The sequence below is a fragment of the Streptomyces sp. NBC_00873 genome, assembly GCF_045207415.1.
Lineage (GTDB): Bacteria > Actinomycetota > Actinomycetes > Streptomycetales > Streptomycetaceae > Streptomyces.
Map to the genome: position 1 here is coordinate 7,850,569 of NZ_CP108803.1, position 22,488 is coordinate 7,873,056.

Genomic DNA, 22,488 nt, shown 5'->3' on the forward strand with positions numbered 1-22,488 from the left:
GTCCGGTGCGCGGATCTTGGTTCATGTCACGAGGAAGCTTTGACGACGGACCAGCCGCCGTCCACCACGAGGGACGTGCCGGTGACGTACGAGGCGTCGGCCGACGCCAGGAAGGCGACCGCGGACGCGACCTCCTCGGGCCTGCCGAAGCGTTTGGCCACCGTCTCGGCCACGCTGTCGGCCCGCCCGGCCTCATCCACGCGGTCCCAGGCCGCGGTCATGATCGGACCCGGCAGGACGGTGTTGACCCGTACCTGAGGCCCGTACTCGACGGCCAGTTGCCGCCCCAGAGCCACCAGCGCTCCCTTGGCGGCGGCGTAGGCGGGATGGCCCGGCAGACCGATCAGCGCGTGGACGGAGGAGGTGAGGACCACCGAGCCGTGGCTGTCGCGCAGCGCGGGGGCGAAGGCGCGCACGCCGAGCCAGGCGGCCTTGAGCGTGACCGCCAGCTGGCCGTCCCACTCCGGCTCGGTCAGCTCGTGGGCGGCCTTGACGACCACGGAGTAGGCGTTGCTGTGCAGCACGTCCAGCCGGCCGTAGCGGTCCGCCACATGCGCGGCGAGGTCGTCCCACATCCCCGCCGACGTCACGTCGCCGTGCCGGTACTCGGCCCGGCCGCCCTGTTCGGTGATCGCCGCTACCGTCTCCCGGCCCGCGGCGTCGGCGATGTCCACGACGACCACCGCCGCACCCTCTGCCGCCAGCCGTTGTGCCGTCGCGGCGCCGATCCCGGCGGCCCCGCCGGTGATCACCGCCACCCGGCCCTGGAATCGGAGGCCCGTCTGCTCTGTCATGCGGCACACCGTACCTCTGGACATTAATTATGCAAATACCTTGACAGGGGGTCCGGTCGAGCCCAGGATTCCGCAGGACGACGCGTGAGAAGGCGGCACGGCGCACGGCCCCACCGGACCCGTGCCGCCGACTCGGGCTTCCGGTGCGGGTGCTGCGGTGCGCACGATGCGCAGGGCTCCACCGACACCGTGAGCACACGCCGGCGCTCCGGACGCGGTCGACAGGCCGCCATGGGCTCCGGCGCGTCGAGTCACATGACCAGCCCGAGCCGCGCGCCTCGACCGTGCCATCGCACCACCCTCACCAACGGCACGGACCGTGGCCGACGCCCATGCCGGAGCCCGGTGCCCCGGTCCGCATACCTGAGTTCCGAACTCTCCCTCAATGGAGCCGACATGTTCACCACACACCAACGCCGGAACATCGCCGCCGCTACCGGCCTGCTGCTCACCCTCGGCCTGAGCACCGCTTGTTCCTCCGGCAAGGATGCGGGAGGAGGGGACTCGACGGCCAAGGCAGGGGGCAAGATCTCTCTCACCTACCTGCAGAAGCAGGGCGACCAGGAGTACTTCGTCGGCGAGGCGGCGGGAGCCAAGGCGAAGGCGAAGGCGCTGGGCATCGACCTGAAGGTCGTCAACCTGGGCAACGACGCCAACAAGACGGTGAGCGAGGTGCAGTCCGCCGTCGCGCAGAAGGCCAACGGCGTGATCATCGTCGTGCCGGACCCGGCCGTCGGTCCCCAGGTGGTGCAGACCGCGCGGGACGGCAAGGTCGCCCTGCTGACCTCGGACGACCAGATCTGCACCACCGGTCCCGACCCGGTCGCCTGCGGCAAGGGCGACCTCGTTCCGCGCATCGGTTTCAGCGGTCAGCAGATGGGTGAGCAGGTCGGCAAGCGGGCGGCGGAGGAGTTCGACAAGGCGGGCTGGAAGGCCGCCGACACCCGTGTCGTCTCGGCGTGGAAGCAGGACGTGACGGTCTGCGGCGACCGGGTCGCCGCCGCCAAGAAGGCCTTCGACGCGGCCGTGCCGGGTGTGAAGGCCCTCGACGTGCCCACCGACAACACCCCGACCGGCGCCCAGGACAAGATCGCGGCGACGATCACCGCCAACGCGGGCGTGAAGAACTGGGTCGTGTGGGGCTGCAACGACGAGAACGTCATGGGCGGGGTCACCGCACTGCAGAACGCGGGCATCGGCCCGGACCACGTCATCGGTGTCGGTCTGGGCGCGTACCTGGCCTGCAAGGAGTGGCAGGCGGACAAGCCCAGCGGCATGAAGGCGGCGCTGTTCATCAACGGCAAGGACGTCGGTGCGCTGGCCGTGCAGACGATGTACGACAAGCTCAAGAACGGCAAGGACTTCCCGCAGGAGGCCTTCGCCCCCACGAGCATGGTCGACGCCTCCAACTGGCAGAAGTCCGGCGTCAACTGCGGCTGACGCCGCTTCCGGCCGGCTGCCGCGGGACAAAGGCCGCAGCCGGCCCGCTGCATCCCGCCGCTCCGAACACCGACCTGCACGACACCTTTGAGGTGAACCGATACATGACCAGTCCTCACAAGAACACGGCTCGAACAGGCCCGGCGGGCGAGGAACCCGAGCCGGGGACCCCGAACGGTTCCGTCGGCGTCGCGGCGGTCACGAAGCGCTTCGGTGCTGTGCAGGCGCTCGGCGGTGTAACGCTCGAATTTCCCTGCGGTCAGGTGACCGCGCTGATGGGTGAGAACGGGGCGGGGAAGTCCACTCTCCTGAAGATCCTCACCGGCGACCATCAGCCCACCGAGGGACACGTGCTGATCGGTGGCGAACGCGTGCTGCTGGGGTCACCGGCCGACGCGCGTGCTGCGGGGATCCGCATCATCCCGCAGGAGCCCGAGATCATCCCGCACATCTCCGTCGCGGAGAACGTCTACGCGGGCGCCCTGCCCCGCAAGGCCGGACGGCTTCTGGACCGCGTGGAGCTGCGCCGTCGGATCGAGAGCGACCTTCAACGACTCGGCTTCGCCGACGTGCTCGACCCGGACCTCCTGGGTACGCAACTCACGCCAGCACAGCGTCAGTTGGTGGAGATCATGCGGGCCCTGACGGGCACCGTCCCGGCGCGGGTGATCGCCTTCGACGAGCCCACCTCGTCCCTGTCGGAACACGAGGTGGAGGCGCTGTTCGCACTCATCCGGCGGCTGCGCGGGCAGGGCGTCGCCATCGTCTACGTCTCGCACCGCATGCAAGAGATCTTCCGGCTCGCCGACCGGATCGCCGTACTGCGCGACGGCAACCTGGTCGGCGTTCAGCAGGCGAGCACCACCAATGAGGGCGAACTGGTGCGCCTCATGGTCGGCCGGGACCTGTCGAGCATGTTCGTCCGGCAGAAGGTCGCCACCGACCGTCTCGTGCTCGACGTCAACAACCTCACGACCGACGACGTCACCGACATCTCGTTGCGGGTCCATGCGGGGGAGGTGGTGGGGCTGGCCGGGCTGATCGGCGCGGGCCGCTCGGAGCTGGCCCTGGCGCTCGCCGGCGACCTGCCCGTCCACAGCGGCACCGCCACCCTCGACGGCAAGGCGCTGCGCGCCGGCGACCCCGGCGCCGTCATCCGCGCCGGTCTCGGGCTCGCGCCCGAGGAACGCAAGGCGCAGGCACTGTTCCTCCAGCAGTCGATCCGGGAGAACACCTCCCTGGTGGTCCTGGACCGGTTGCGGCGCCTGAGGTTCGTCAGGCGGTCCGCGGAGCGGGAACTCGCCCAGCAGTACACCGACCGGTTGCGCGTACGTACCCCTTCCATCAACCACGAGGTCCGCAAGCTGTCCGGCGGCAACCAGCAGAAGGTCGTCCTGGCCCGCTGGCTGGCCCGCAAGCCCAAGGTGCTGATCCTCGACGAGCCGACGCGTGGCATCGACGTCGGTGCCAAGGCCGAGATCTACCAGATCATCGCCGACCTCGCCGCCGAGGGCGTCGCCCTCCTCGTGATCTCCTCCGAACTCCCCGAACTCCTCGGTCTCGCGGACCGGGTCGTCGTGATGCAGGGCGGCCGGATCACCGGGGAACTCGACCATCACGACGCCACCGAAGAATCCATCCTCGCCCTCGCCATGGCCGACGACATCGTCGACGCCGGCGCCTCTGGAGCAACCTCATGACGACCACGACGACTTCCACAGCACTGAAGGGAAGCCCTGAGGACCCGCGGCCCGCCGGGCCGAAGCGGTTCGCCGGCCTCGGCGGGCAGAACATCAGCCTCATCGGTGCTCTGGCCTTCGTGCTGATCCTGTTCGGAATCCTCAACAGCAACTACCTCAGCTGGTCGAACATGCAGGTGATCGCCGAGGCCGCCACCATCACCGGCCTGCTGGCGATCGTGCAGACCGTCGTGATCATCTGTGGCGGGCTGGACATCTCCGTCGGTTCCCAGGCAGGCGTGGCGTCCGTGGTCAGTGCCATGGTCTTCACCTCGGCCGGTTCCAACGCCTTCGTCGGCATGCTCGCCGCGGTCGGCGTCGGTCTCCTCATCGGGGTCCTGAACGGTCTGGTCATCGTCTACGGCAGGGTCAACCCCACCATCGCCACACTCGCCGGGCTCGCGGCCTACAAGGGCCTCGCCCAGCTTCTGTCCGACGGCCGGGCCCAGGGGTACGTGCTCAACAACGACGTCTTCATCTTCCTCGGCCGCGGCAAGATCGCCGGCCTGCCCGTCATGGTCTGGATCCTCGTCGTCGTCGCGGCGGCCGTGCACCTCCTGCTCAAGTACACCGACATCGGGCGCAACGTCTACGCCATCGGCGGCAACGACACCGCGGCCCGCCTTGCCGGCATCAACATCAACAAGTACCTGATCGCCGTCTACGCCCTCATCGGCATCGTCGCCGCCATCGCCGGCATCCTCCTGACCGCCCGCACGGGGTCCGGTCAGCCCACCTCGGGCAGCGAGGGCCTGGAACTGAAGGCGATCACCGCCGCCGCGCTCGGTGGCGCCGCGCTGAAGGGCGGCAAGGGCGGCATCGGCGGCACCCTTCTGGCCGTGGCTCTCCTCGGCTGCCTCGAGAACGGACTCACCGTCCAGGGCATCAACAGCTTCTGGCAGAACGTCGCCCAGGGCGCGCTCCTCGTCATCGCCGTCGTCATTCAGCAACGCCGCAGCGGCGAGCGCCCCGTCGGACTGCCGCACTGACCACCGCATCACCGGATTCCACGGCTGACCCCGCACGTCAGTCGCCCCTACCCAGAGATGAGGCCTCGATGACAGACACCACCATGGCAGCGGCGGGCAGGGTACCGCGCGGTGCGCACCGTCGCCCGCGCACCGTCGTACTGGCGGCGGCCTTCCTGCTCTCGCTCTGCGCGCCTGTCCCGATCACGGCGGCCGCGTCGGACGGCGCCGCCGAGACGGTCGTCGACGTCACCGACTTCGGCGCCGATCCGACCGGCAAGCAGGACAGCGCCGCGGCCGTCGCCCAAGCGATGCGGCACGCCAAGACCCTGAAGGGCCCGACGCGGATCCTGTTCCCGCACGGCACTTACCAGCTCTATCCGGAGCAGGCCGAGACCCGGGAGCTCTATCTCTCCAACACCGTGGGCGCGAACCAGACCTACCGCGACAAGCGGATCGGCATTCTGATCGAGGACATGCATGACGTCACCATCGACGGCGACGGCTCGCACCTGCAGTTCCACGGGCTGATGAGCACGTTCGTGGCGATCCGTTCGCGGAATGTGGCCGTCACCGACTTCAGCTTCGACGTCACCGCGCCCAAGGTGGTCGATGCCAAGGTCACCGAGGCCGGCGTGTCGAACGGGCACGCGTACCGCGTGCTGTCCGTCCCGCCGACCAACGGCTTCTCGGTGGCGAACAACCATGTCACCTGGCTCGGCGAGACGAGCCCGGCCACCGGCCTGCCGTACTGGTCGGGCGTCGACAAGATGCGCTACAGCCAGACCTACGACCCGGCGGCCCAGCGCACCTGGCGCGGCGCCAATCCGTTGTTCAACAACGTGTCCGCGATGAGCGACCTCGGCGGGCAGAAGCTGCGCATCGATTACTCCACCGCCACCGCACCGGGCGATCGCGGGCTCGTCTACCAGATGCGTGAGGACACCCGGGACACGGCATCGGCCGTGTTCTGGGAGTCGAAGGACATCACCGTGCGCGGTCTCAAGGCCCGTTACCTGCACGGCTTCGGCTTCCTCGGGCAGCTCAGCAAGAACATCACCCTCGACGGCAACGAGTTCCGCACCGATCCGGCCTCCGGGCGCAGCACGGCCGGATTCGCGGACTTCGTCCAGATGTCCGGAATCAAGGGCCACGTGAAGGTCACCGGGAACATCTTCGACGGCGCGCACGACGACGCGATCAACATCCACGGCACCTACGTCGAGGTCACCTCGCGGCCCGCCGACAAGAAGGTGCTCACCCTCGCCTACAAGCACCCGCAGACGGCCGGTTTCCCCCAGTTCCACCCCGGTGACTCGGTCGAGATCGTGGACAAGCGCACCATGGCGCCGGTGCCGGGTGTGTCCGCGAAAGTCGTGTCGGTGGACGGCCCTTCCGGTACCGACCACGACAAGTCCCTGACCAGCATGACGGTCACGTTCGACAAGGCGATACCCGACACGGTGACGGCCGGGAACTTTGTCGTCGAGAACACCACGTACACCCCCACCGTCGACATCAGCGGCAACACCTTCCGCAACATCCCCACCCGAGGAGTCCTGGTCACCAGCCGCAAGCCGGTCGTGATCAAGGACAACGTCTTCGACGGCATGCAGATGTCCAGCATCTTCATCTCCTCCGACGCCTACCAGTGGTACGAGTCCGGACCCGTCAACGACGTCCTGATCAGCCACAACACCTTCAGGAGGCCCGCCGGCCCGGTGATCCTCGTCGAGCCCACCAACCAGGTCGTCGATGCCGCCGAGCCGGTGCACCACAACATCCGAGTGGAGGACAACACCTTCCAGACAGGCGACGTGAAGCTGCTCGACGCCAAGAGCGTCAGCGGCATCACCTTCGCGCGCAACGACGTCTCCCGACTCGACCGGGAGTCCACCTTCACCGCCCGGGCGAAGAACCCCTGCCCGGCGCCCGGCACCACCACGGAGGTGCGTGCCACCACCACCACCTCGACGTACTCCACCCCGCTGTTCAGCTACCAGGGCTCGTCCGGCGCTTCGATCAACGGCAACAACTTCGACAACGGCCTCAACCTGCGCGCGGATCTGAACGCCACCGACACCGCGCAGGTCACGAGCGACGAGGTGGTCCAGGGCGCCGACCACATCCTCCCGCTGCTCCCCTCGACGACCTGGGCCAGCAGCGACACCGCGATCGCCACTGTCGACGGGAGCGGGAAGGTCACCGCGAAGGCGGCCGGCACGGTCACCCTCACCCCGAGCGCGCCCAGCCAGCTCGGGAGCGTCACCGGCGTTCCGGTCACCCTGCACATCGGCGGGGACCCCTCCTCGTCCGGCTGCGCCAAGCCCCCCCTGAGCCTGAACACCGGCGACTGGTCGGTCGTTCGGGACCAGCCCGACCACCGCACCGTGCGACCGACGGACACGCTGGCGCTGACGCCCACCGGCCACGGATTCCTGTGGGCCGGACAGAACAGCGCCCGCAACGTCCTCCTCACCGGTGCCGGTAACGGCACAGGCACCACGACGGTGAAGATGACCGGACGTACCACCCGCGGTTACATGGAGGCCGGGCTCATCCTCTACCGCGGCGACAACGACTACATCGCCCTCCAGCGCAAGCACAACCAGGGCGCACCGACCCTCACCGTCTCGACCGAACACAGCGGGTCCCCGGCGGAGCCGGCCCGTATCCCCGATCCCGCTCAGGAGGACGTCTGGCTCCGACTGCAGCGCACCGGCACGAGCGTGACCGCCTCCTACTCCCTCGACGGCACGACCTTCACCGCTGTCGGCGGACCGCTCGACGCGTCCTGGCTCGGCGATGCCCGCTTCGGTGTACTGGCCGAGGCCGAGAACAGCTCTGCCGCGGACACGCCGTTCCTCTTCAGCGGATTCACCGCCGGGGACGTCAAGGTCCGGTTCGCTTCGGAATGGTGACCCGTCGCCTCACCGGGCGCGACGCCGAACGATGAAGCACCGGCGGCCTTCGGATCCGAAGGCCGCCGGTGTCCGTGCCGGGCGGCCCTTGCCCTTGCCGGGAGCGACCTCGTCGATCCAGCCCAGCTCGGCCCGCTCGGCCCGCTCGGCCGTGGCCACGTCGACGGTCTGCAGGGACAGCGCGGACGCCTTGGCGACCGGGGACAGGGCCATCGGCTCCTGTCCGCTAATCGCCCGCAGCACGGCCTTGTCGTCGTACACGTGAACGTTGAAGTGCTCAGTCACGTACGGATGAATGTGCTCAGTTCGGCATCCAGCAACGTGGGGGCTCGGAGGATCTTGGGCCGCCGCAGGGTGCGGGCGGCACTGACAATCAGCCGCATGTCACGCCGCCTCGACGACGTCGGCCCGGACTGCGGCCGCCCACTCCACGAGCAGCCGCTCATACGCCGCCGCACCGTCTGGCGACAGCCGCCCACCGGACCGCTCCCACAAGAGCTGGGTGCCGTCGGCCGGAGTGCCGACGGAGAGCCGCCGTGTCACGCTGGGACGGGGGATCACGCCCGGACCGGCCTGCTCGGTCGGCCCGACGGCACAGCCACCCGAGGAGGCCGACATGGCCAGTGACACCATCGGACCCAAAGCGGGCCGCGCCAAGCCGAGCCCCACGCACGCGCCAACATCCGAAATGACCGTCCTGGCAGCAGCCCTGATGATCTTCGGCGGAGCGATGGCGATCCTCGAGGGGATCGCGGCCATCGCCAAGGACGACCTGTTCCTCGCGACACGTCACTACGTGTTCGAGTTCAGCCTGTCGGGCTGGGGCTGGGTCCACCTCATTCTCGGCATCGTCATCGTCCTCGCCGGCTGCGCCGTGCTGACCGGAGCCCTCTTGGCGCGCTACTTCGGTGTCTTCGTCGCCGGCCTCGGCGCGATCGCCAACTTCCTGTGGGTTCCCTACTACCCCCTGTGGGCCATGGTGCTGGTCGCCATCAACATCTTCATCGTCTGGGCGCTGTGCACGGGCATGCACCGAGAGGCGGGCGAGGGTCTGACGGCCTGACCCGGGCGTGCCCGGCCGGCCGGCACCTTCTCCGGGACGGCGACGATTACGGCAGTCGGCCCTGTCGGGCATGAGGAACCCGGACGCGCCGCCTAAGGTGCGAATCATGCTGGAGAGCGAAACGTCCAAGGGAGGTGCGGCGGGGGGCGGGGCGGCCCTGGCGCCCGACCCCCGCCGCTGGCAGGCACTTGGTGTGTGCCTGGTGGCGGGCTTCATGACGTTGTTGGACGTGTCCATCGTCAACGTCGCCCTGCCGTCCATCCGGAACGGCCTGCGGAGCCCGGAATCCGATCTGCAATGGATTCTCTCCGGCTACTCCCTCGCCTTCGGGCTGCTTCTCATTCCCGCCGGACGGCTCGGCGACGCCCGGGGGCGCCGGGTGGTGTTCCTGGCGGGACTGGCCTTGTTCACGCTGGCGTCGGCAGCCTGTGGAATCGCCCAGTCCAGTTTCTGGCTGGTGGGTGCCCGAGTGATTCAGGGCCTCGGTGGAGCCTTGATCTCGCCGCAGATCTCCGCGTTGATCCAGCAGATGTTCTCCGGCCGGGAGCGGGGCCGCGCCTTCGGCATGTTCAGCACGGTGGTCGGTATCTCGACCGCCGTCGGCCCTCTGGTGGGCGGGCTGCTGATCCAGGCGGCCGGACCGGCCGAGGGCTGGCGCTGGGTGTTCTACGTCAACCTGCCGCTCGGCGTCGTCTGCTTCCTGCTCGCCCGGCGCCTCCTGCCGGACACCCCGTCCGCCGGCCCCGTACGGCCGCGCGACCTGGACCCCGTCGGCGTCCTCCTTCTCGGCGCGGGCGTGCTGGCCCTGCTGCTGCCCCTCGTCCAGGAACAGCAGTGGCCCGGCAACGAGAAGTGGCTGCTGCTGGCCGTGGCAGCGGCTCTGCTCGCCGCCTTCGTCGGCTGGGAGTCCCGGTGCAGCAGACGCGGCACCGCGCCGGTCCTCGACCTGTCGCTGTTCCGGCTGCACTCCTACTGGCTGGGCTGTCTGTTGAGCCTGCTGTACTTCGCCGGATTCACCTCGATCTTCTTCATCAGCACGCTCTATCTGCAGGCCGGCCTGCACTGCACCGCCCTCCAGGCCGGACTGGCCATCACACCGTTCGCTCTGGGGGCGGCGGCCGCCGCGGGACCAGGTGGCCGGATGGTCCACCGTTACGGCCGACCGCTGGTCGTTGTGGGGCTGTCCATGGTGGTCGTCGGACTCGGGGCCACCGTTTTCGCTGTGCACATCGTCCCGGGCCGCGGCGTCGCCTGGGCGATGGCTGCCCCGTTGCTCCTGGCGGGTGTGGGCAGCGGTCTTGTCATCGCTCCGAACCTGACCCTGACTCTGTCCCAGGTGCCGGTCGTCGGCGGTGGGAGCGCTGGCGGCACGCTCCAGACCGGGCAGCGCGTCGGCTCCGCGATCGGGATCGCCGCAGTCGGCTCGGTCTTCTTCGCCCAGTTGGCCTCCGAGGGCTGGACCACCGCGTTCGACCTCGGGCTCGTCGTCTCCGTCGCCTTCGTCATGGGGGCACTCGTGGTCGCACTGACCGATGTGGTGGCCTCCCGGCGGGGCGGAAGACATAGGGCGACGTGTCCGACCCGTCCGTCCCACCGGAAGGGAGACCACCATGAGCAACCCGACCGGCAGTGAGCCGCACGGCAACGCAGCGTACGGACGCACGGCCTTCAAACGGTCCAGGAGCCACTTCGCCGACCGGATCACGGCCGACGGCAGGGACGGCTGGCCGGTCGAGGCGGGCCGCTACCGGCTGGTCGTCAGCCGCGCCTGCCCCTGGGCGAGCCGGGCACTCGTCTCCCGGCGGCTCCTGGGCCTGGAAGACGCCCTGTCGCTCGCTGTCGCCGACCCGATCCAGGACGATCGCAGCTGGCGCTTCACCCTGGACGAGGGTGGCCGGGACCCGGTGCTCGGCATCGCCTACCTGAGCGAGGCGTACGACGCGCGCGAACGCGGCTACCCCGGTGGCGTCAGCGTGCCCGCGATTGTGGACGTCCCCAGCGGGAAGCTCGGCACCAACGACTTCCAGCAGATCACCCTGGACTTCGCGACCGAGTGGACCGCGCTGCACCGGTCCGGGGCCCCCGATCTCTACCCCGAACGGCTGCGGGACGAGATCGACGAGGTCATGGACGGTATCTACCGCGATGTGAACAACGGTGTCTACCGGGCCGGATTCGCCTGTGGACAGGACGAGTACGAGGCCGCGTACCGCACGGTGTTCCGCCGGCTCGACCTGGTCTCCGAACGCCTCGCGCACCGGCGCTATCTGGTCGGGGACTCTCTCACGGAGGCGGACATCCGGCTGTTCACCACGCTTGTCCGCTTCGACGCCGTCTACCACGGGCACTTCAAGTGCAACCGCTCGAAATTGACCGAGTACCCGGTGCTGTGGGCCTACGCCAGGGACCTGTTCCAGACCCCCGGATTCGGCGACACGGTCGACTTCGACCACATCAAGCAGCACTACTACCGAGTCCACACGGGCATCAACCCCACCGGCATCGTGCCCCTGGGACCCGATCTCTCCGGTTGGGGGACACCGCACCACCGCGAGCAGCTCGGGGGCCGCCCGTTCGGCGACGGGACCCCGCCGGAGCCAGGCCGGTCAGCAGTCCCACGTATCGACGGGAACGGATGAGCGCGAGGGGAACGGGTGGCGCCGTGAGGACGCTCCGGCGGGCTTGGCCGACATGATCATGGTCTGCTCGTCGTCGGAGCTTCTGGTGCGCGCCGGGCTGCGACCGGGCCGTTCGGCTCGGACGCGGGCAGCCGCCCCGCGCGGACCGCGTCGACCAGAGCCTGGTGGTCCCGCTCGTTCAGGTCGGCGTACGTCTCCGCGAACCGCGCGATCGCACGGTCGAACGAGTCGCCGCGTCCCAGATAAGCGGCGATGGCGATCCGATCGCCGGACCTCGCGTGGGCGCGGGCCAGGGTGCTGCCGCAGACCTCACCGAACGTCCGCATCCCGACCGGCACCATCGACTCCGGCTCGATGGCGCCCTTCCAGTCGCGCAGCTGCCGCACATAGAAGTCGCGGCGCCGCCCGTCGATCTCTCCCGTGCGTTCCCAGCCGAGGAAGATGTCACTCGCCGCCTGCATCAGCCGCTGCCCGGCGACCACCCGCTCGCCCTCGTTCCGGTACGCGCTGGGGCCGGCGTGCGGGGCGAGCACCGAGGTCCCGGCCTCCTTGGCCTGGAGGAAGAGCGGATCGCGGTCGTCCCTGCCGAGCAGCAGGATGATCCAGCACCGCGTGCCGACACTGCCGATGCCGACCACCTTGCGGGCCACGTCCACGAGCCGGAAGTCCCGGAGCAGGAACCGCCGGTCCGACGGGAGACTCAGCGCGTAACGTCCGATCAGCTCGCGGAACCACTCCATCGTCGCATCGCGCTCCTCACCGGGCAGCAGATCGGTGAGCGGTACGAGCAGGGGCGGGTCCGCGGCGATCCGGAGCCGCCCGTCGACCTCCTCGGTCAGCTTGCCGAAGGCCTGCAGACTGTCCCGGGTACGGGCCTTGGCCATGGCACGGTCCAGGTTCTTGCGGCCACGTTTCGCCAACTGCTGTGACGCCACGGTCCGGAGGCGTTCCACATCAGTCTTCGTGTACCACACATCCAGGTTGCGCATGTCCGCGAACCGGATCATCGACTCGCGGTACGACCGCACCGCTGCCGACACGATGTCGGCGTTCTCCCGCTCCGTGAAGCCGTTCGCCCGCCCCGCGACGACAAGGCTTGCCGCCAGCCGTTTGACGTCCCACTCCCAGGGGCCCGGCAGCGTCTCGTCGAAGTCGTTGATGTCGAAGAGCAGATGCCGTTCCGGGGAGGCGAGCAGCCCGAAGTTCAACAGATGTGCGTCTCCGCACAGTTGGGCCCTGATCCCGGAATCGGGGGTGGTGGCAAGATCGGCTGCCATGATCGCGGCGGCGCCCCGGCAGAAGCGGAACGGCGACTCGGCCATCCGGCTGTGGCGGATCGGGACGAGCTCCGGAACCCTGGTCGCGGACTGGGCCTCGAGGACGCCCATCGGGTCGGGCCGGTCCGCCGGCGGTGCGAACGCGGCGTGGCTCGAACGGGGGGTGCGTCGGCGGGCGGCCTTTCCTGCGGCCGCCCGCTCCTCGGGTGTCAGGTGCGGCGCGGCGCGTTGGGCCGACGTGGCGTCCTGGGGCATCGAAGACTCTCCTGACTGCCGCAGGCGCCTCACCGCCCGGACGTGTGCTGCCCCTCTCCGATTATCGCGGGCAGCCCCGGTCTCCGGCATCATCTGGTGAGCCAACGGGCCGGGGGACGGCGCCACCGCGGGCGGAGGACCGCGTGTGCCGAACAGCGGGGGTACGGATCCGTCCCGGGGCGACGCGCGATGGCTCCGGAACCGCGACCGACCGGCACATCCGGGTACGGGCCGGCCGCGCCGGGCGGGGGGCAGTACGGTTCGCCCTGGGGCGCCGGCCCCCGGTTCGACCACGGCCGTGAAGTCCGCGCGCGGACCCTCGACGAGCCACGCGAGCCCGCGACCGCCGGCGCGACCCGGATACGCGGTCCGCGTCACGCCCGCTTGTCGTCCCAGGGGGTCCCCAGCCAGCTGTCGAAGGTGCGCAGCAGCGCCACCAGAACTGCGCCCAGCCGCCAGTCGCTGGAAGTCGCAGGGTAGACCGCGGACTTGAGAAGATCGATCCGTGGAGAATCCTGAGCCGTTCCCCGGGTCCGACATCGAGGCCCCGGCCGAGCCCGACCGGGCGACCGGCCGCCGTCCGGTCCGCTGCCGCCTGTGCGGTCGCCCGCTCACCGGCAGGGAGTCACGGCGCACCGGGCTCGGCCCCGCCTGCGACGCCAAACTGCATCCTGCCGCGCCGGACATCCGCACCCGCCGCCACGAGGTCGAACAGGAACCCCTGCCCGGCACGTGAGCCGGGCTACGTGCCCAGCCGGCGGAACAACCCCTCCTGCACCACGGACACCAGCAGATTGCCGCCCCGGTCGTAGATCCGGCCCCGCGCCAGTCCCCGCCCGCCCGTCGCGATCGGCGACTCCTGGTCGTACAGGAACCATTCGTCGGCCCGGAACGGACGGTGGAACCACATCGCGTGGTCCAGCGACGCCATGTCGAAACCGCGCGGCCCCCACAGGGGTTCCACCGGGATACGGACCGCGTCGAGGAGCGTCATGTCGCTCGCGTACGTCAGCGCGCAGGTGTGCACCAGCGGATCGTCACCCAGCGGGCCGACCGCACGCATCCAGACCGCGCTGCGCGGGTCCGCGTCCTTGATCTCCTCCTGCGTCCAGCGCAGCCGGTCCACGTATCGGATGTCGAACGGCTGGCGCCTGGCCATCTGCTCCAGCGCGTCCGGCAGCACCCCGAGATGCTTGCGCACCTCTTCGGCGACGGTGGGCAGCTGCTCGGGGTCCGGAACGGTCCGGGCGGGCGGCAACTGGTGCTCGAAGCCCGCCTCCTCCGGCCGGTGGAAGGACGCCGTCAGATTGAAGATCGTCCGGCCCTCCTGCACGGCGGTGACCCGGCGCGTGGTGAACGACCGCCCGTCCCGCACCCGCTCGACCTCGTAGACGATCGGCACGCCGGGCCGGCCCGGCCGCAGGAAGTACGCGTGCAGCGAATGGACCGGCCGGTCCCCGTCGGTGGTCCGGCCGGCCGCCACCAGCGCCTGCCCGGCGACCTGGCCGCCGAAGACCCGCTGCAGCGACTCCTCGGGGCTGCGCCCCCGGAAGATGTTGACCTCGATCCGCTCCAGGTCGAGCAGGTCGACCAGGCGCTCGGCGGGGTTCGTCATGCCGTCCCTCTCCACTCTCGCAAAGGTGCCGTCGTCGCGGCGGTCACGCTCACAGCTGGCCGACCGAGGTGACCCGGACGACCGCCCGGCCCTCTTCGTCGGAGGCCGCCAGATCAACCTCCGCGCTGATGCCCCAGTCGTGGTCGCCGTTCGGGTCGGCGAACGTCTGCCGCACCCGCCACAGGCCGTGCGCGGCGTCCTCGTCGATCTTCAGCAGCTTCGGACCGCGGGCGTCCGGGCCGGTGCCCAGATCCTCGTACTCGTCCCAGTACGCGTCCATCGCCTCGCCCCACGCGTCCTCGTCCCAGCCCGCCTCGCCGTCCAGCTCGCCGAGCTCGGCGACCTTGTCCAGCGCGGCCAGCTCCACCCGGCGGAACATCGCGTTGCGGACCAGCACCCGGAAGGCGCGGGCGTTGGCGGTGACCGGCTTGACCTCGTCGGCCCGCTCCTGCGCCTGCTCGGCCGTCTCCACCTCCGGGTTGGCGAGCTGCTCCCACTCGTCGAGGAGACTGGAGTCCACCTGACGGACCATCTCGCCGAGCCAGGCGGTCAGATCCTCCAGGTCCTCGGACTTCAGGTCGTCCGGGATGGTGTGCTCAAGCGCCTTGTACGCGCTCGCCAGATACCGCAGCACGATGCCCTCGGTGCGGGCCAGCTCGTAGTTGGAGGTGAACTCCGTGAACGTCATGGCCCGTTCGTACATGTCCCGGATCACGGACTTCGGCGAGACGGGGTGGTCGCCCACCCACGGGTGGCTCTTGCGGTACACGTCGTACGCATGCCACAGCAGCTCGCTCAGCGGCTTCGGGTACGTGACGTCCTGGAGCCGTTCCATCCGCTCCTCGTACTCGACACCGTCCGCCTTCATCTGGCCGACCGCTTCGCCGCGCGCCTTGTTCTGCTGGGCGGCGAGGATCTGCCGCGGGTCGTCGAGCGTCGACTCGACGACGGAGACCATGTCCAGGGCGTACGACGGCGATTCGGCGTCCAGCAGGTCGAAGGAGGCCAGCGCGAACGTGGACAGCGGCTGATTGAGCGCGAAGTCCTGCTGGAGATCGACGGTGAGCCGCACGATGCGGCCCTCCGCGTCCGGCTCGGCGAGCTGTTCCACGACGCCGCCGTCCAGCAGCGAGCGGTAGATCGCGATGGCCCGGCGGATGTGGCGCAGCTGCGCCCTGCGTGGCTCGTGGCTGTCCTCCAGCAGATGCCGCATCGCATCGAAGGCATTGCCGGGGCGCGCGATCACGGACAGCAGCATCGTGTGCGTGACCCGGAAGCGGGAGGTCAGCGGCTCGGGGTCGGACTGGATCAGCTTGTCGAACGTGGTCTCCGACCAGGCGACGAAGCCCTCGGGGGCCTTCTTGCGGACCACCTTGCGCTTCTTCTTCGGGTCGTCGCCCGCCTTCTTGACGGCCTTCTCGTTCTCGATGACATGCTCGGGCGCCTGCGCGACGACGAAGCCCGCCGTGTCGAAGCCGGCCCGGCCCGCGCGGCCGGCGATCTGGTGGAACTCACGGGCGCGCAGCGTACGGACCCGGGTGCCGTCGTACTTGGTGAGCGCCGTGAACAGCACGGTACGGATGGGGACGTTGACGCCGACGCCGAGCGTGTCCGTACCGCAGATCACCTTCAGCAGACCCGCCTGGGCGAGCTTCTCCACCAGGCGGCGGTATTTCGGGAGCATGCCCGCGTGATGCACCCCGATGCCGTGACGCACATAGCGGGAGAGGTTCTGGCCGAATTTCGTGGTGAAGCGGAAGTTGCCGATCAGATCGGCGATCTTCTCCTTCTCCTCCTTGGTGCACATGTTGATGCTCATCAGCGACTGCGCCCGCTCGACGGCCGCGGCCTGCGTGAAGTGCACGATGTAGACGGGCGACTGCCGGGTGTCCAGGAGTTCGGTGAGCGTCTCGGTGATCGGGGTCAGCCGGTACTCGTAGCTGAGCGGGACCGGCCTGGTCGCCGAGCGCACCACGGAGGTGGGACGGCCGGTGCGCCGGGTCAGGTCCTCCTCGAACATCCTGACGTCACCGAGCGTCGCCGACATCAGGATGAACTGGGCCTGCGGCAGCTCCAGGAGCGGGATCTGCCAGGCCCAGCCGCGGTCCGGCTCCGCATAGAAGTGGAACTCGTCCATCACGACCTGGCCGATGTCGGCGTACTTCCCGTCGCGCAGCGCGATGGAGGCCAGCACCTCGGCGGTGCAGCAGATCACCGGGGCGTCCGCGTTGACGGAGGCGTCGCCGGTGAGCATGCCGACATTCTCCGTACCGAACAGCTTGCACAGGTCGAAGAACTTCTCCGAGACCAGCGCCTTGATCGGGGCGGTGTAGAAGGTGACCTTGTCCTGGGCCAGAGCCGTGAAGTGTGCACCCGCCGCGACCAGGCTCTTTCCGGAGCCCGTGGGGGTGGAAAGGATCACGTTCGCCCCGGAGACCACCTCGATCAGCGCCTCCTCCTGAGCAGGGTAGAGGGTGATGCCCTGGGTCTCGGTCCATGACGAGAAGGCCTCGAAGAGGGCGTCCGGGTCGTCGGTCGGGGGCAGCTGATCGATAAGGGTCACGCCCCTATCTTGCCTGCCTTCCGCCCGGATGAGGGAACCGGACGATCGTACGAAGATCACGGACGGTACGCTGCCCACTCAACTCGGCCGCATCGCAACGGCGATGGCGGCCGGACAAAACTCTGGGGGCGGAAGAACCATGATGGGACCGGCACACTCGCTGTCCGGGGCGGCGGCCTGGCTGGGGGTGGGCGCGGCGGCGGCAGCCGCGGGCCATACGATGCCGTGGCCCGTCCTGGTCGTCGGCGCACTGATCACCGCGGGCGCCGCGCTCGCCCCGGACCTCGACCACAAGTCCGCGACCATCTCGCGCGCCTTCGGACCGGTCTCCCGCGGACTCTGCGAGATCGTCGACAAGCTCTCGCACGCCGTCTACAAGGCGACCAGGGGATCCGGCGACCCGCGCCGCAACGGCGGTCACCGGACTCTGACGCACACCTGGCTCTGGGCGGTGCTGATCGGTGCCGGGGCCTCCGCCGCAGCGATCACCGGCGGCCGGTGGGCAGTCCTCGCCATCCTCTTCGTCCACCTCGTGCTCGCCGTCGAAGGACTGCTGTGGCGGGCCGCCCGGATGTCCAGCGACGTCCTGGTGTGGCTGCTCGGCGCGACCAGCGCCTGGATACTGGCCGGCGTCCTCGACAAGCCGGGCAACGGCTCGGACTGGCTCTTCAGCGCCCCCGGCCAGGAGTACCTCTGGCTCGGGCTGCCGATCGTCCTCGGCGCCCTCGTCCATGACATCGGCGACGCGCTGACCGTCTCCGGCTGCCCGATCCTGTGGCCGATCCCGCTGGGCCGCAAGCGCTGGTACCCGATCGGGCCGCCGAAGGGCATGCGGTTCCGCGCAGGCAGCTGGGTGGAGCTGAAGGTGCTGATGCCCGCGTTCATGGTGCTCGGGGGAGTGGGCGGGGCGGCCGCCCTCAACTTCATCTGAGCACCCCACCCGGCCGCCGGGGGATCAGGCCGATTCGCGCGGCACCAGACGGTGCGCGAGAACGATCTCCCGGGCCGGGCCCGAGTCCTCGCCCTCCAGCCGGTCCAGCAGCAGCTGCGCCGCTGAACGGCCGATCTCCCGTGTCGTCCGGGCCACGACCTGGACGGACGAGGCCAACGAGTGCATCGCACCGCGGCTCGGCCTGCCGGAGCTGCCCCTGGTGGCCTGGCCGGAGCCGGCGGACGAGGACGAACCCGACCGGCGGGGCGGGCTGCACTGGAAGACGCGCCCCCTCGTCGACCGGGCGGCAGGGCGCCCCTTCGTCCGGGTCGACGACGAGATCACCGGCACCGACCGGGCCTGGGTGGCCGCACATCACCCGGGGCCGGCCCTCCTCCATCGCGTCGACCCCGTCCAGGGGCTCACCGACGCGGACTTCACCGCTCTGGACGCGTGGCTGCGCGCGAACGGGTGACGGTCCGCGCACCACCTCCGCCTTTTCCGCTCAGCCGTGCCAGGACCGCCACAGCGCCGCATACGCGCCGTCCGCCGCAACGAGCTCGTCATGGCTGCCCAGTTCGCTGATCCTGCCGCTCTCGACCACCGCGATCACATCCGCGTCATGCGCGGTGTGCAGCCGGTGCGCGATCGCCACGACCGTACGGCCGTCGAGCACCCGTGCCAGCGAGCGCTCCAGATGCCGGGCCGCCCGCGGGTCCAGCAGCGAGGTCGCCTCGTCCAGCACCAGCGTGTGCGGATCGGCCAGCACCAGCCGGGCCAGGGCGATCTGCTGCGCCTGCGCCGGGGTCAGGGCCAGACCGCCCGAACCGACCTCGGTGTCCAGACCCTCGCCCAGCGCCTTCGCCCAGCCGTCCGCGTCGACCGCGGCGAGCGACGCCCACAGCTCCGCGTCCTGCGCGCCGTCACGGGCCAGCAGCAGGTTGTCGCGGAGCGAACCGACGAACACATGGTGCTCCTGGTTGACCAGCGCCACATGCGTACGCACCTGCTCCGCCGTCATCTGTGACAACTGCGCACCCCCCAGGGTGACTTCACCGCTGCGCGGGGCGTAGATCCCGGCCAGCAGCCGGCCGAGCGTGGACTTGCCCGCACCGGACGGGCCGACCAGCGCGAGGCGCGTGCCCGGGGCGACGTCGAGGGACACCTTGTGCAGCACGTCGACCCCGGCGCGGTAGCCGAAGTGCACACCGTCCGCCCGGACGGTCCGGCCGTCCGGGGCGACCTCCGTGTCGCCCGCGTCCGGTTCGATGTCCCGCACGCCGACCAGCCGGGCCAGCGACACCTGCGCGACCTGCAACTCGTCGTACCAGCGCAGGATCAGACCGAGCGGGTCGACCATCATCTGCGCCAGCAGCGCACCCGTCGTCAGCTGTCCGACGGTGAGCCATCCCTCGATGACGAACCAGCCGCCGAGCATCAGCACCGCGCCGAGGATCGTCACGTACGTGACATTGATGACGGGGAAGAGCACCGAACGCAGGAACAGCGTGTACCGCTCCCATGCCGTCCACTCCTTGATCCGCCGGTCCGACAGCGCCACCCGGCGCGCGCCGAGACGGTGCGCCTCCACCGTCCGTCCGGCGTCCACGGTCTCCGCCAGCATCGCGGCGACCGCCGCGTACCCGGCGGCCTCCGAGCGGTACGCGGACGGCGCCCGGCGGAAGTACCAGCGGCAGCCGAGGATCAGCACCGGCAGCGCGATCAATACGGAGAGTGCCAGCGGGGGCGCGGTCACGGTGAGCGCACCGAGCAGCAGCCCCGCCCACACCACACCGATCGCCAACTGCGGCACGGCCTCCCGCATCGCGTTGGCCAGCCGGTCGATGTCGGTGGTGATCCTGGAGAGCAGATCACCGGTCCCGGCCCGCTCCAGCACGCCCGGCGGCAGCCCGACCGACCGCACGAGGAAGTCCTCGCGCAGATCGGCCAGCATCTCCTCGCCGAGCATCGCGCTGCGCAGCCGCATCATCCGGGTGAACACGGTCTGTACGAGCAGTGCGAGCCCGAACACCGCGGCAGTGCGCTCCAGATGGAGGTCGGCGACCCCGTTCGACAGGTCCTCGACCAGTCCGCCCAGCAGATACGGCCCGACGATCGAGGCGATCACCGCGACGGCGTTGACCGAGATGAGTACGGCGAACGGCTTGCGGTGGCGCCGCATCAGGTCCCGTACATAGCTGCGTACGGTGGTGGGGGTGCCGACCGGCAGCGTTGTCGCCGACTCCGGGGCGGCCGGGTCGTACGCCGGTTGTGCGACGCCGATCATGCCCTCTCCTCGATTCCTTCGATCTCTTCGATCTCCTTGATCCCGCTGACTTCGCCGATCCCGCCGATCCCGCCGATCCCGTCGATCTCGTCCGGTGCGCTCAGTGCCGCGGTCTCGTCGTCGGTCTCCCGGGTGACGACCGCCCGGTATCGCGGTTCGGTGTGCAGCAGTTCGCGGTGCGTACCGACCGCTGTCACGGTGCCCCGGTGCACCAGCACCACCCGGTCCGCGAGGTCCAGCAGCAGCGGCGACGAGGCGAACGCGACGGTCGTACGACCCTGGCGCAGTGCCTTGATACCGGCGGCGACCCGGGCCTCGGTGTGCGAGTCGACAGCGGACGTCGGCTCGTCGAGAACCAGTGCCTCCGGATCGGTGACCAGGGAGCGGGCCAGGGCGAGCCGCTGCCGCTGGCCGCCGGAGAGCGACCGGCCGCGCTCGGTGATCCTGGTCGTCATCGGATCGCCGTCCCTGGTCACCGAGGCCTGTGCCAGCGCGTCGAGCACGTCACCGCACTGGGCGGCGGCAAGCGCTTCCTCAGCGGTCACCTGGCCGGACGACGGCACGTCCAAGAGCTCCCGGAGCGCCCCGGAGAGCAGCACCGGGTCCTTGTCCTGGACCAGCACCGCGGTCCTGGCGGCCGCCAGCGACAGCTCGTCCAGCGGGACGCCGCCGAGCAGGACGGACGGGTTCTTCTCCGGTGACGGCGAGCCCTCGGGAGCGTCGCCCGTCGGGTCCTGCTCCGCGGCCGGCTCGGCGTGCCCACCGAGCCGTTCGGCCAGTCGGCCGGCCTCGTCCGGGTCGCCGCAGACCACCGCGGTGAACCTGCCCGCGGGGGCCATCAGCCCGGTGACCGGGTCGTACAGATCACCGGAAGGCACCACGTCGACGGTCGACGGCTCGACGGTGCGGTGCAGCGACAGCACCCGCACGGCCCGCTTGGCGGACGGCCGCGAGAAGGAGTACGCCATCGCGATCTCCTCGAAGTGCCGCAGCGGGAACAGCATCAGCGTCGCCGCGCTGTACACCGTGACCAGCTGGCCGACCTCGATCCGGCCCTCGCGGGCCAGCGTCGCCCCGTACACGACCAGCGAGATGAGCAGCACGCCCGGCAGCAGCACCTGGATGGCCGAGATCAGCGACCACATCTGCGCGCTGCGGACGGCCGCCCGGCGGACCTCCTGCGAGGCACGCCGGTAGCGGCCGAGGAACAGCTCCTCGCCGCCGATCCCGCGCAGCACCCGCAGCCCGGCCACGGTGTCCGACGCCAGTTCGGTGGCCCTTCCGGCCTTCTCGCGCTGAAGATCCGCGCGCCGGGTGGCGCGGGGGAGCAGCGGCAGCACGGCCAGTGCCAGGAGCGGCATGGCGAGTGCCACCAGCGCCCCCAGCGACGGCAGATAGAGGACGAGTCCGACACAGATCAGCACGAGAGCGACGGCGGCAGCGGCGAAGCGGGAGAGTGTCTCGACGAACCAGCCGATCTTCTCGACGTCGCCGGTGGACACCGCGACGACCTCGCCCGCGGCGACCCGGCGGGTCAGTGCGGACCCGAGCTCCGCGGTCTTGCGGGCCAGTAGCTGCTGGACGCGGGCGGCGGCGGTGATCCAGTTGGTGACGGCGGTCCGGTGGAGCATGGTGTCGCCGACCGCGATCAGCACACCGAGGACGGCGATCAGCCCGCCGGCCAGCGCGAGCCGGCTGCCGGAACGGTCGACGACGGCCTGCACGGCGAAGCCGACGGCCAGCGGCAGCCCGGCGACGGAGCACTGGTGCAGCAGACCCCAGGACAGGGACTTGAGCTGTCCGCGGATCTGGTTGCGGCCGAGCCAGAGCAGGAAGCGTGGGCCTGACCGGACATCGGGATCGCCAGGATCCGAGTAGGGAAGATCGCGAATGTGCATGACGTCCCATGGTTCCGAGGATCGGTTTTTGTTCGGTGGCTGACTCAAACCGTGCAAGGTTCACCCGGGGCCCCCGGTCGAAGCAAAGGGTTTTCTCC

The 22,488-nt window shown here is 70.0% G+C and carries 18 protein-coding genes and 1 pseudogene; 10 read left to right on the plus strand and 9 right to left on the minus strand.

Annotated features, from left to right (window positions below; genetic code table 11):
- Positions 1 to 26 precede the first annotated feature (26 nt).
- Positions 27 to 794, minus strand: a complete 768-nt coding sequence (locus OH809_RS36265; RefSeq protein ID WP_406417158.1) for an SDR family NAD(P)-dependent oxidoreductase — start codon at positions 792 to 794, stop codon at positions 27 to 29.
- A 396-nt stretch (positions 795 to 1,190) separates the two neighbouring features.
- On the opposite strand from OH809_RS36265, the gene OH809_RS36270 reads away from it, so the two are divergent.
- From OH809_RS36270 to OH809_RS36285, 4 genes are all read left to right on the plus strand, one after another.
- Positions 1,191 to 2,234 (plus strand): substrate-binding domain-containing protein, encoded by a 1,044-nt coding sequence (locus OH809_RS36270; protein WP_406417156.1) that lies wholly within the window; start codon positions 1,191 to 1,193, stop codon positions 2,232 to 2,234.
- A 104-nt stretch (positions 2,235 to 2,338) separates the two neighbouring features.
- Positions 2,339 to 3,934: a sugar ABC transporter ATP-binding protein gene (locus OH809_RS36275; RefSeq protein ID WP_406417155.1), complete on the plus strand. Its 1,596-nt coding sequence runs from the start codon at positions 2,339 to 2,341 to the stop codon at positions 3,932 to 3,934.
- Positions 3,931 to 4,962: an ABC transporter permease gene (locus OH809_RS36280; protein ID WP_406417153.1), complete on the plus strand. Its 1,032-nt coding sequence runs from the start codon at positions 3,931 to 3,933 to the stop codon at positions 4,960 to 4,962. The genes OH809_RS36275 and OH809_RS36280 overlap by 4 nt, the downstream gene beginning before the upstream one ends.
- 68 nt (positions 4,963 to 5,030) lie before the next feature.
- Positions 5,031 to 7,862, plus strand: coding sequence for a DUF1349 domain-containing protein (locus tag OH809_RS36285; RefSeq protein ID WP_406516068.1), 2,832 nt, complete (start codon positions 5,031 to 5,033; stop codon positions 7,860 to 7,862).
- A gap of 9 nt (positions 7,863 to 7,871) precedes the next feature.
- Here the strand turns inward: OH809_RS36285 and OH809_RS36290 are convergent, their stop codons facing one another.
- Entirely contained in the window at positions 7,872 to 8,147 is a 276-nt protein-coding gene (locus tag OH809_RS36290) for a hypothetical protein (protein ID WP_406516069.1), read from the minus strand.
- A gap of 99 nt (positions 8,148 to 8,246) precedes the next feature.
- Positions 8,247 to 8,480, minus strand: coding sequence for a hypothetical protein (locus OH809_RS36295; RefSeq protein WP_406516070.1), 234 nt, complete (start codon positions 8,478 to 8,480; stop codon positions 8,247 to 8,249).
- Between the two features lie 70 nt (positions 8,481 to 8,550).
- Between OH809_RS36295 and OH809_RS36300 the strand changes: the two genes are divergently transcribed.
- The 3 genes from OH809_RS36300 to OH809_RS36310 all read left to right on the plus strand — a co-directional run bounded on the left by OH809_RS36300 (position 8,551) and on the right by OH809_RS36310 (position 11,564).
- Complete coding sequence (locus OH809_RS36300; RefSeq protein WP_406424780.1) at positions 8,551 to 8,925, plus strand: hypothetical protein; 375 nt, start codon at positions 8,551 to 8,553, stop codon at positions 8,923 to 8,925.
- Between the two features lie 106 nt (positions 8,926 to 9,031).
- The gene (locus OH809_RS36305; RefSeq protein WP_406417145.1) at positions 9,032 to 10,558 is read left to right on the plus strand and encodes an MFS transporter; all 1,527 of its coding nucleotides are present in this window, start codon (positions 9,032 to 9,034) and stop codon (positions 10,556 to 10,558) included.
- Positions 10,536 to 11,564 (plus strand): glutathione S-transferase family protein, encoded by a 1,029-nt coding sequence (locus tag OH809_RS36310; RefSeq protein ID WP_406516071.1) that lies wholly within the window; start codon positions 10,536 to 10,538, stop codon positions 11,562 to 11,564. The genes OH809_RS36305 and OH809_RS36310 overlap by 23 nt, the downstream gene beginning before the upstream one ends.
- Before the next feature lie 56 nt (positions 11,565 to 11,620).
- On the opposite strand, the gene OH809_RS36315 is transcribed toward OH809_RS36310, so the two are convergent.
- Positions 11,621 to 13,096: a DUF2252 domain-containing protein gene (locus OH809_RS36315; RefSeq protein WP_406417141.1), complete on the minus strand. Its 1,476-nt coding sequence runs from the start codon at positions 13,094 to 13,096 to the stop codon at positions 11,621 to 11,623.
- 505 nt (positions 13,097 to 13,601) lie between these two features.
- Between OH809_RS36315 and OH809_RS36320 the strand changes: the two genes are divergently transcribed.
- Positions 13,602 to 13,832: a DUF6011 domain-containing protein gene (locus tag OH809_RS36320; protein WP_406417139.1), complete on the plus strand. Its 231-nt coding sequence runs from the start codon at positions 13,602 to 13,604 to the stop codon at positions 13,830 to 13,832.
- A gap of 6 nt (positions 13,833 to 13,838) precedes the next feature.
- Here the strand turns inward: OH809_RS36320 and OH809_RS36325 are convergent, their stop codons facing one another.
- Both OH809_RS36325 and OH809_RS36330 read right to left on the minus strand, forming a co-directional pair.
- Positions 13,839 to 14,711 carry an acyl-CoA thioesterase gene (locus OH809_RS36325; RefSeq protein ID WP_406516072.1) on the minus strand — a complete coding sequence of 291 codons (873 nt, stop codon included), beginning with the start codon at positions 14,709 to 14,711 and terminating at the stop codon, positions 13,839 to 13,841.
- A 49-nt stretch (positions 14,712 to 14,760) separates the two neighbouring features.
- Positions 14,761 to 17,274: a DEAD/DEAH box helicase gene (locus OH809_RS36330; RefSeq protein WP_406516073.1), complete on the minus strand. Its 2,514-nt coding sequence runs from the start codon at positions 17,272 to 17,274 to the stop codon at positions 14,761 to 14,763.
- A 139-nt stretch (positions 17,275 to 17,413) separates the two neighbouring features.
- Between OH809_RS36330 and OH809_RS36335 the strand changes: the two genes are divergently transcribed.
- Positions 17,414 to 18,205, plus strand: coding sequence for a metal-dependent hydrolase (locus OH809_RS36335; protein WP_376664236.1), 792 nt, complete (start codon positions 17,414 to 17,416; stop codon positions 18,203 to 18,205).
- A gap of 24 nt (positions 18,206 to 18,229) precedes the next feature.
- On the opposite strand, the gene OH809_RS36340 is transcribed toward OH809_RS36335, so the two are convergent.
- Entirely contained in the window at positions 18,230 to 18,382 is a 153-nt protein-coding gene (locus OH809_RS36340; RefSeq protein WP_406417134.1) for a substrate-binding domain-containing protein, read from the minus strand.
- Here OH809_RS36340 and OH809_RS36345 point away from each other — a divergent pair.
- Positions 18,348 to 18,680: pseudogene (locus OH809_RS36345) on the plus strand (hypothetical protein); the annotation flags it as partial. The gene OH809_RS36340 and the pseudogene OH809_RS36345 sit on opposite strands and share 35 nt — an antisense overlap.
- Before the next feature lie 30 nt (positions 18,681 to 18,710).
- Here the strand turns inward: OH809_RS36345 and OH809_RS36350 are convergent.
- Both OH809_RS36350 and OH809_RS36355 read right to left on the minus strand, forming a co-directional pair.
- Positions 18,711 to 20,492, minus strand: coding sequence for an ABC transporter ATP-binding protein (locus OH809_RS36350; RefSeq protein ID WP_406417133.1), 1,782 nt, complete (start codon positions 20,490 to 20,492; stop codon positions 18,711 to 18,713).
- Complete coding sequence (locus tag OH809_RS36355; protein WP_406417132.1) at positions 20,489 to 22,390, minus strand: ABC transporter transmembrane domain-containing protein; 1,902 nt, start codon at positions 22,388 to 22,390, stop codon at positions 20,489 to 20,491. The genes OH809_RS36350 and OH809_RS36355 overlap by 4 nt, the downstream gene beginning before the upstream one ends.
- Between the last annotated feature and the right edge of the window lie 98 nt (positions 22,391 to 22,488).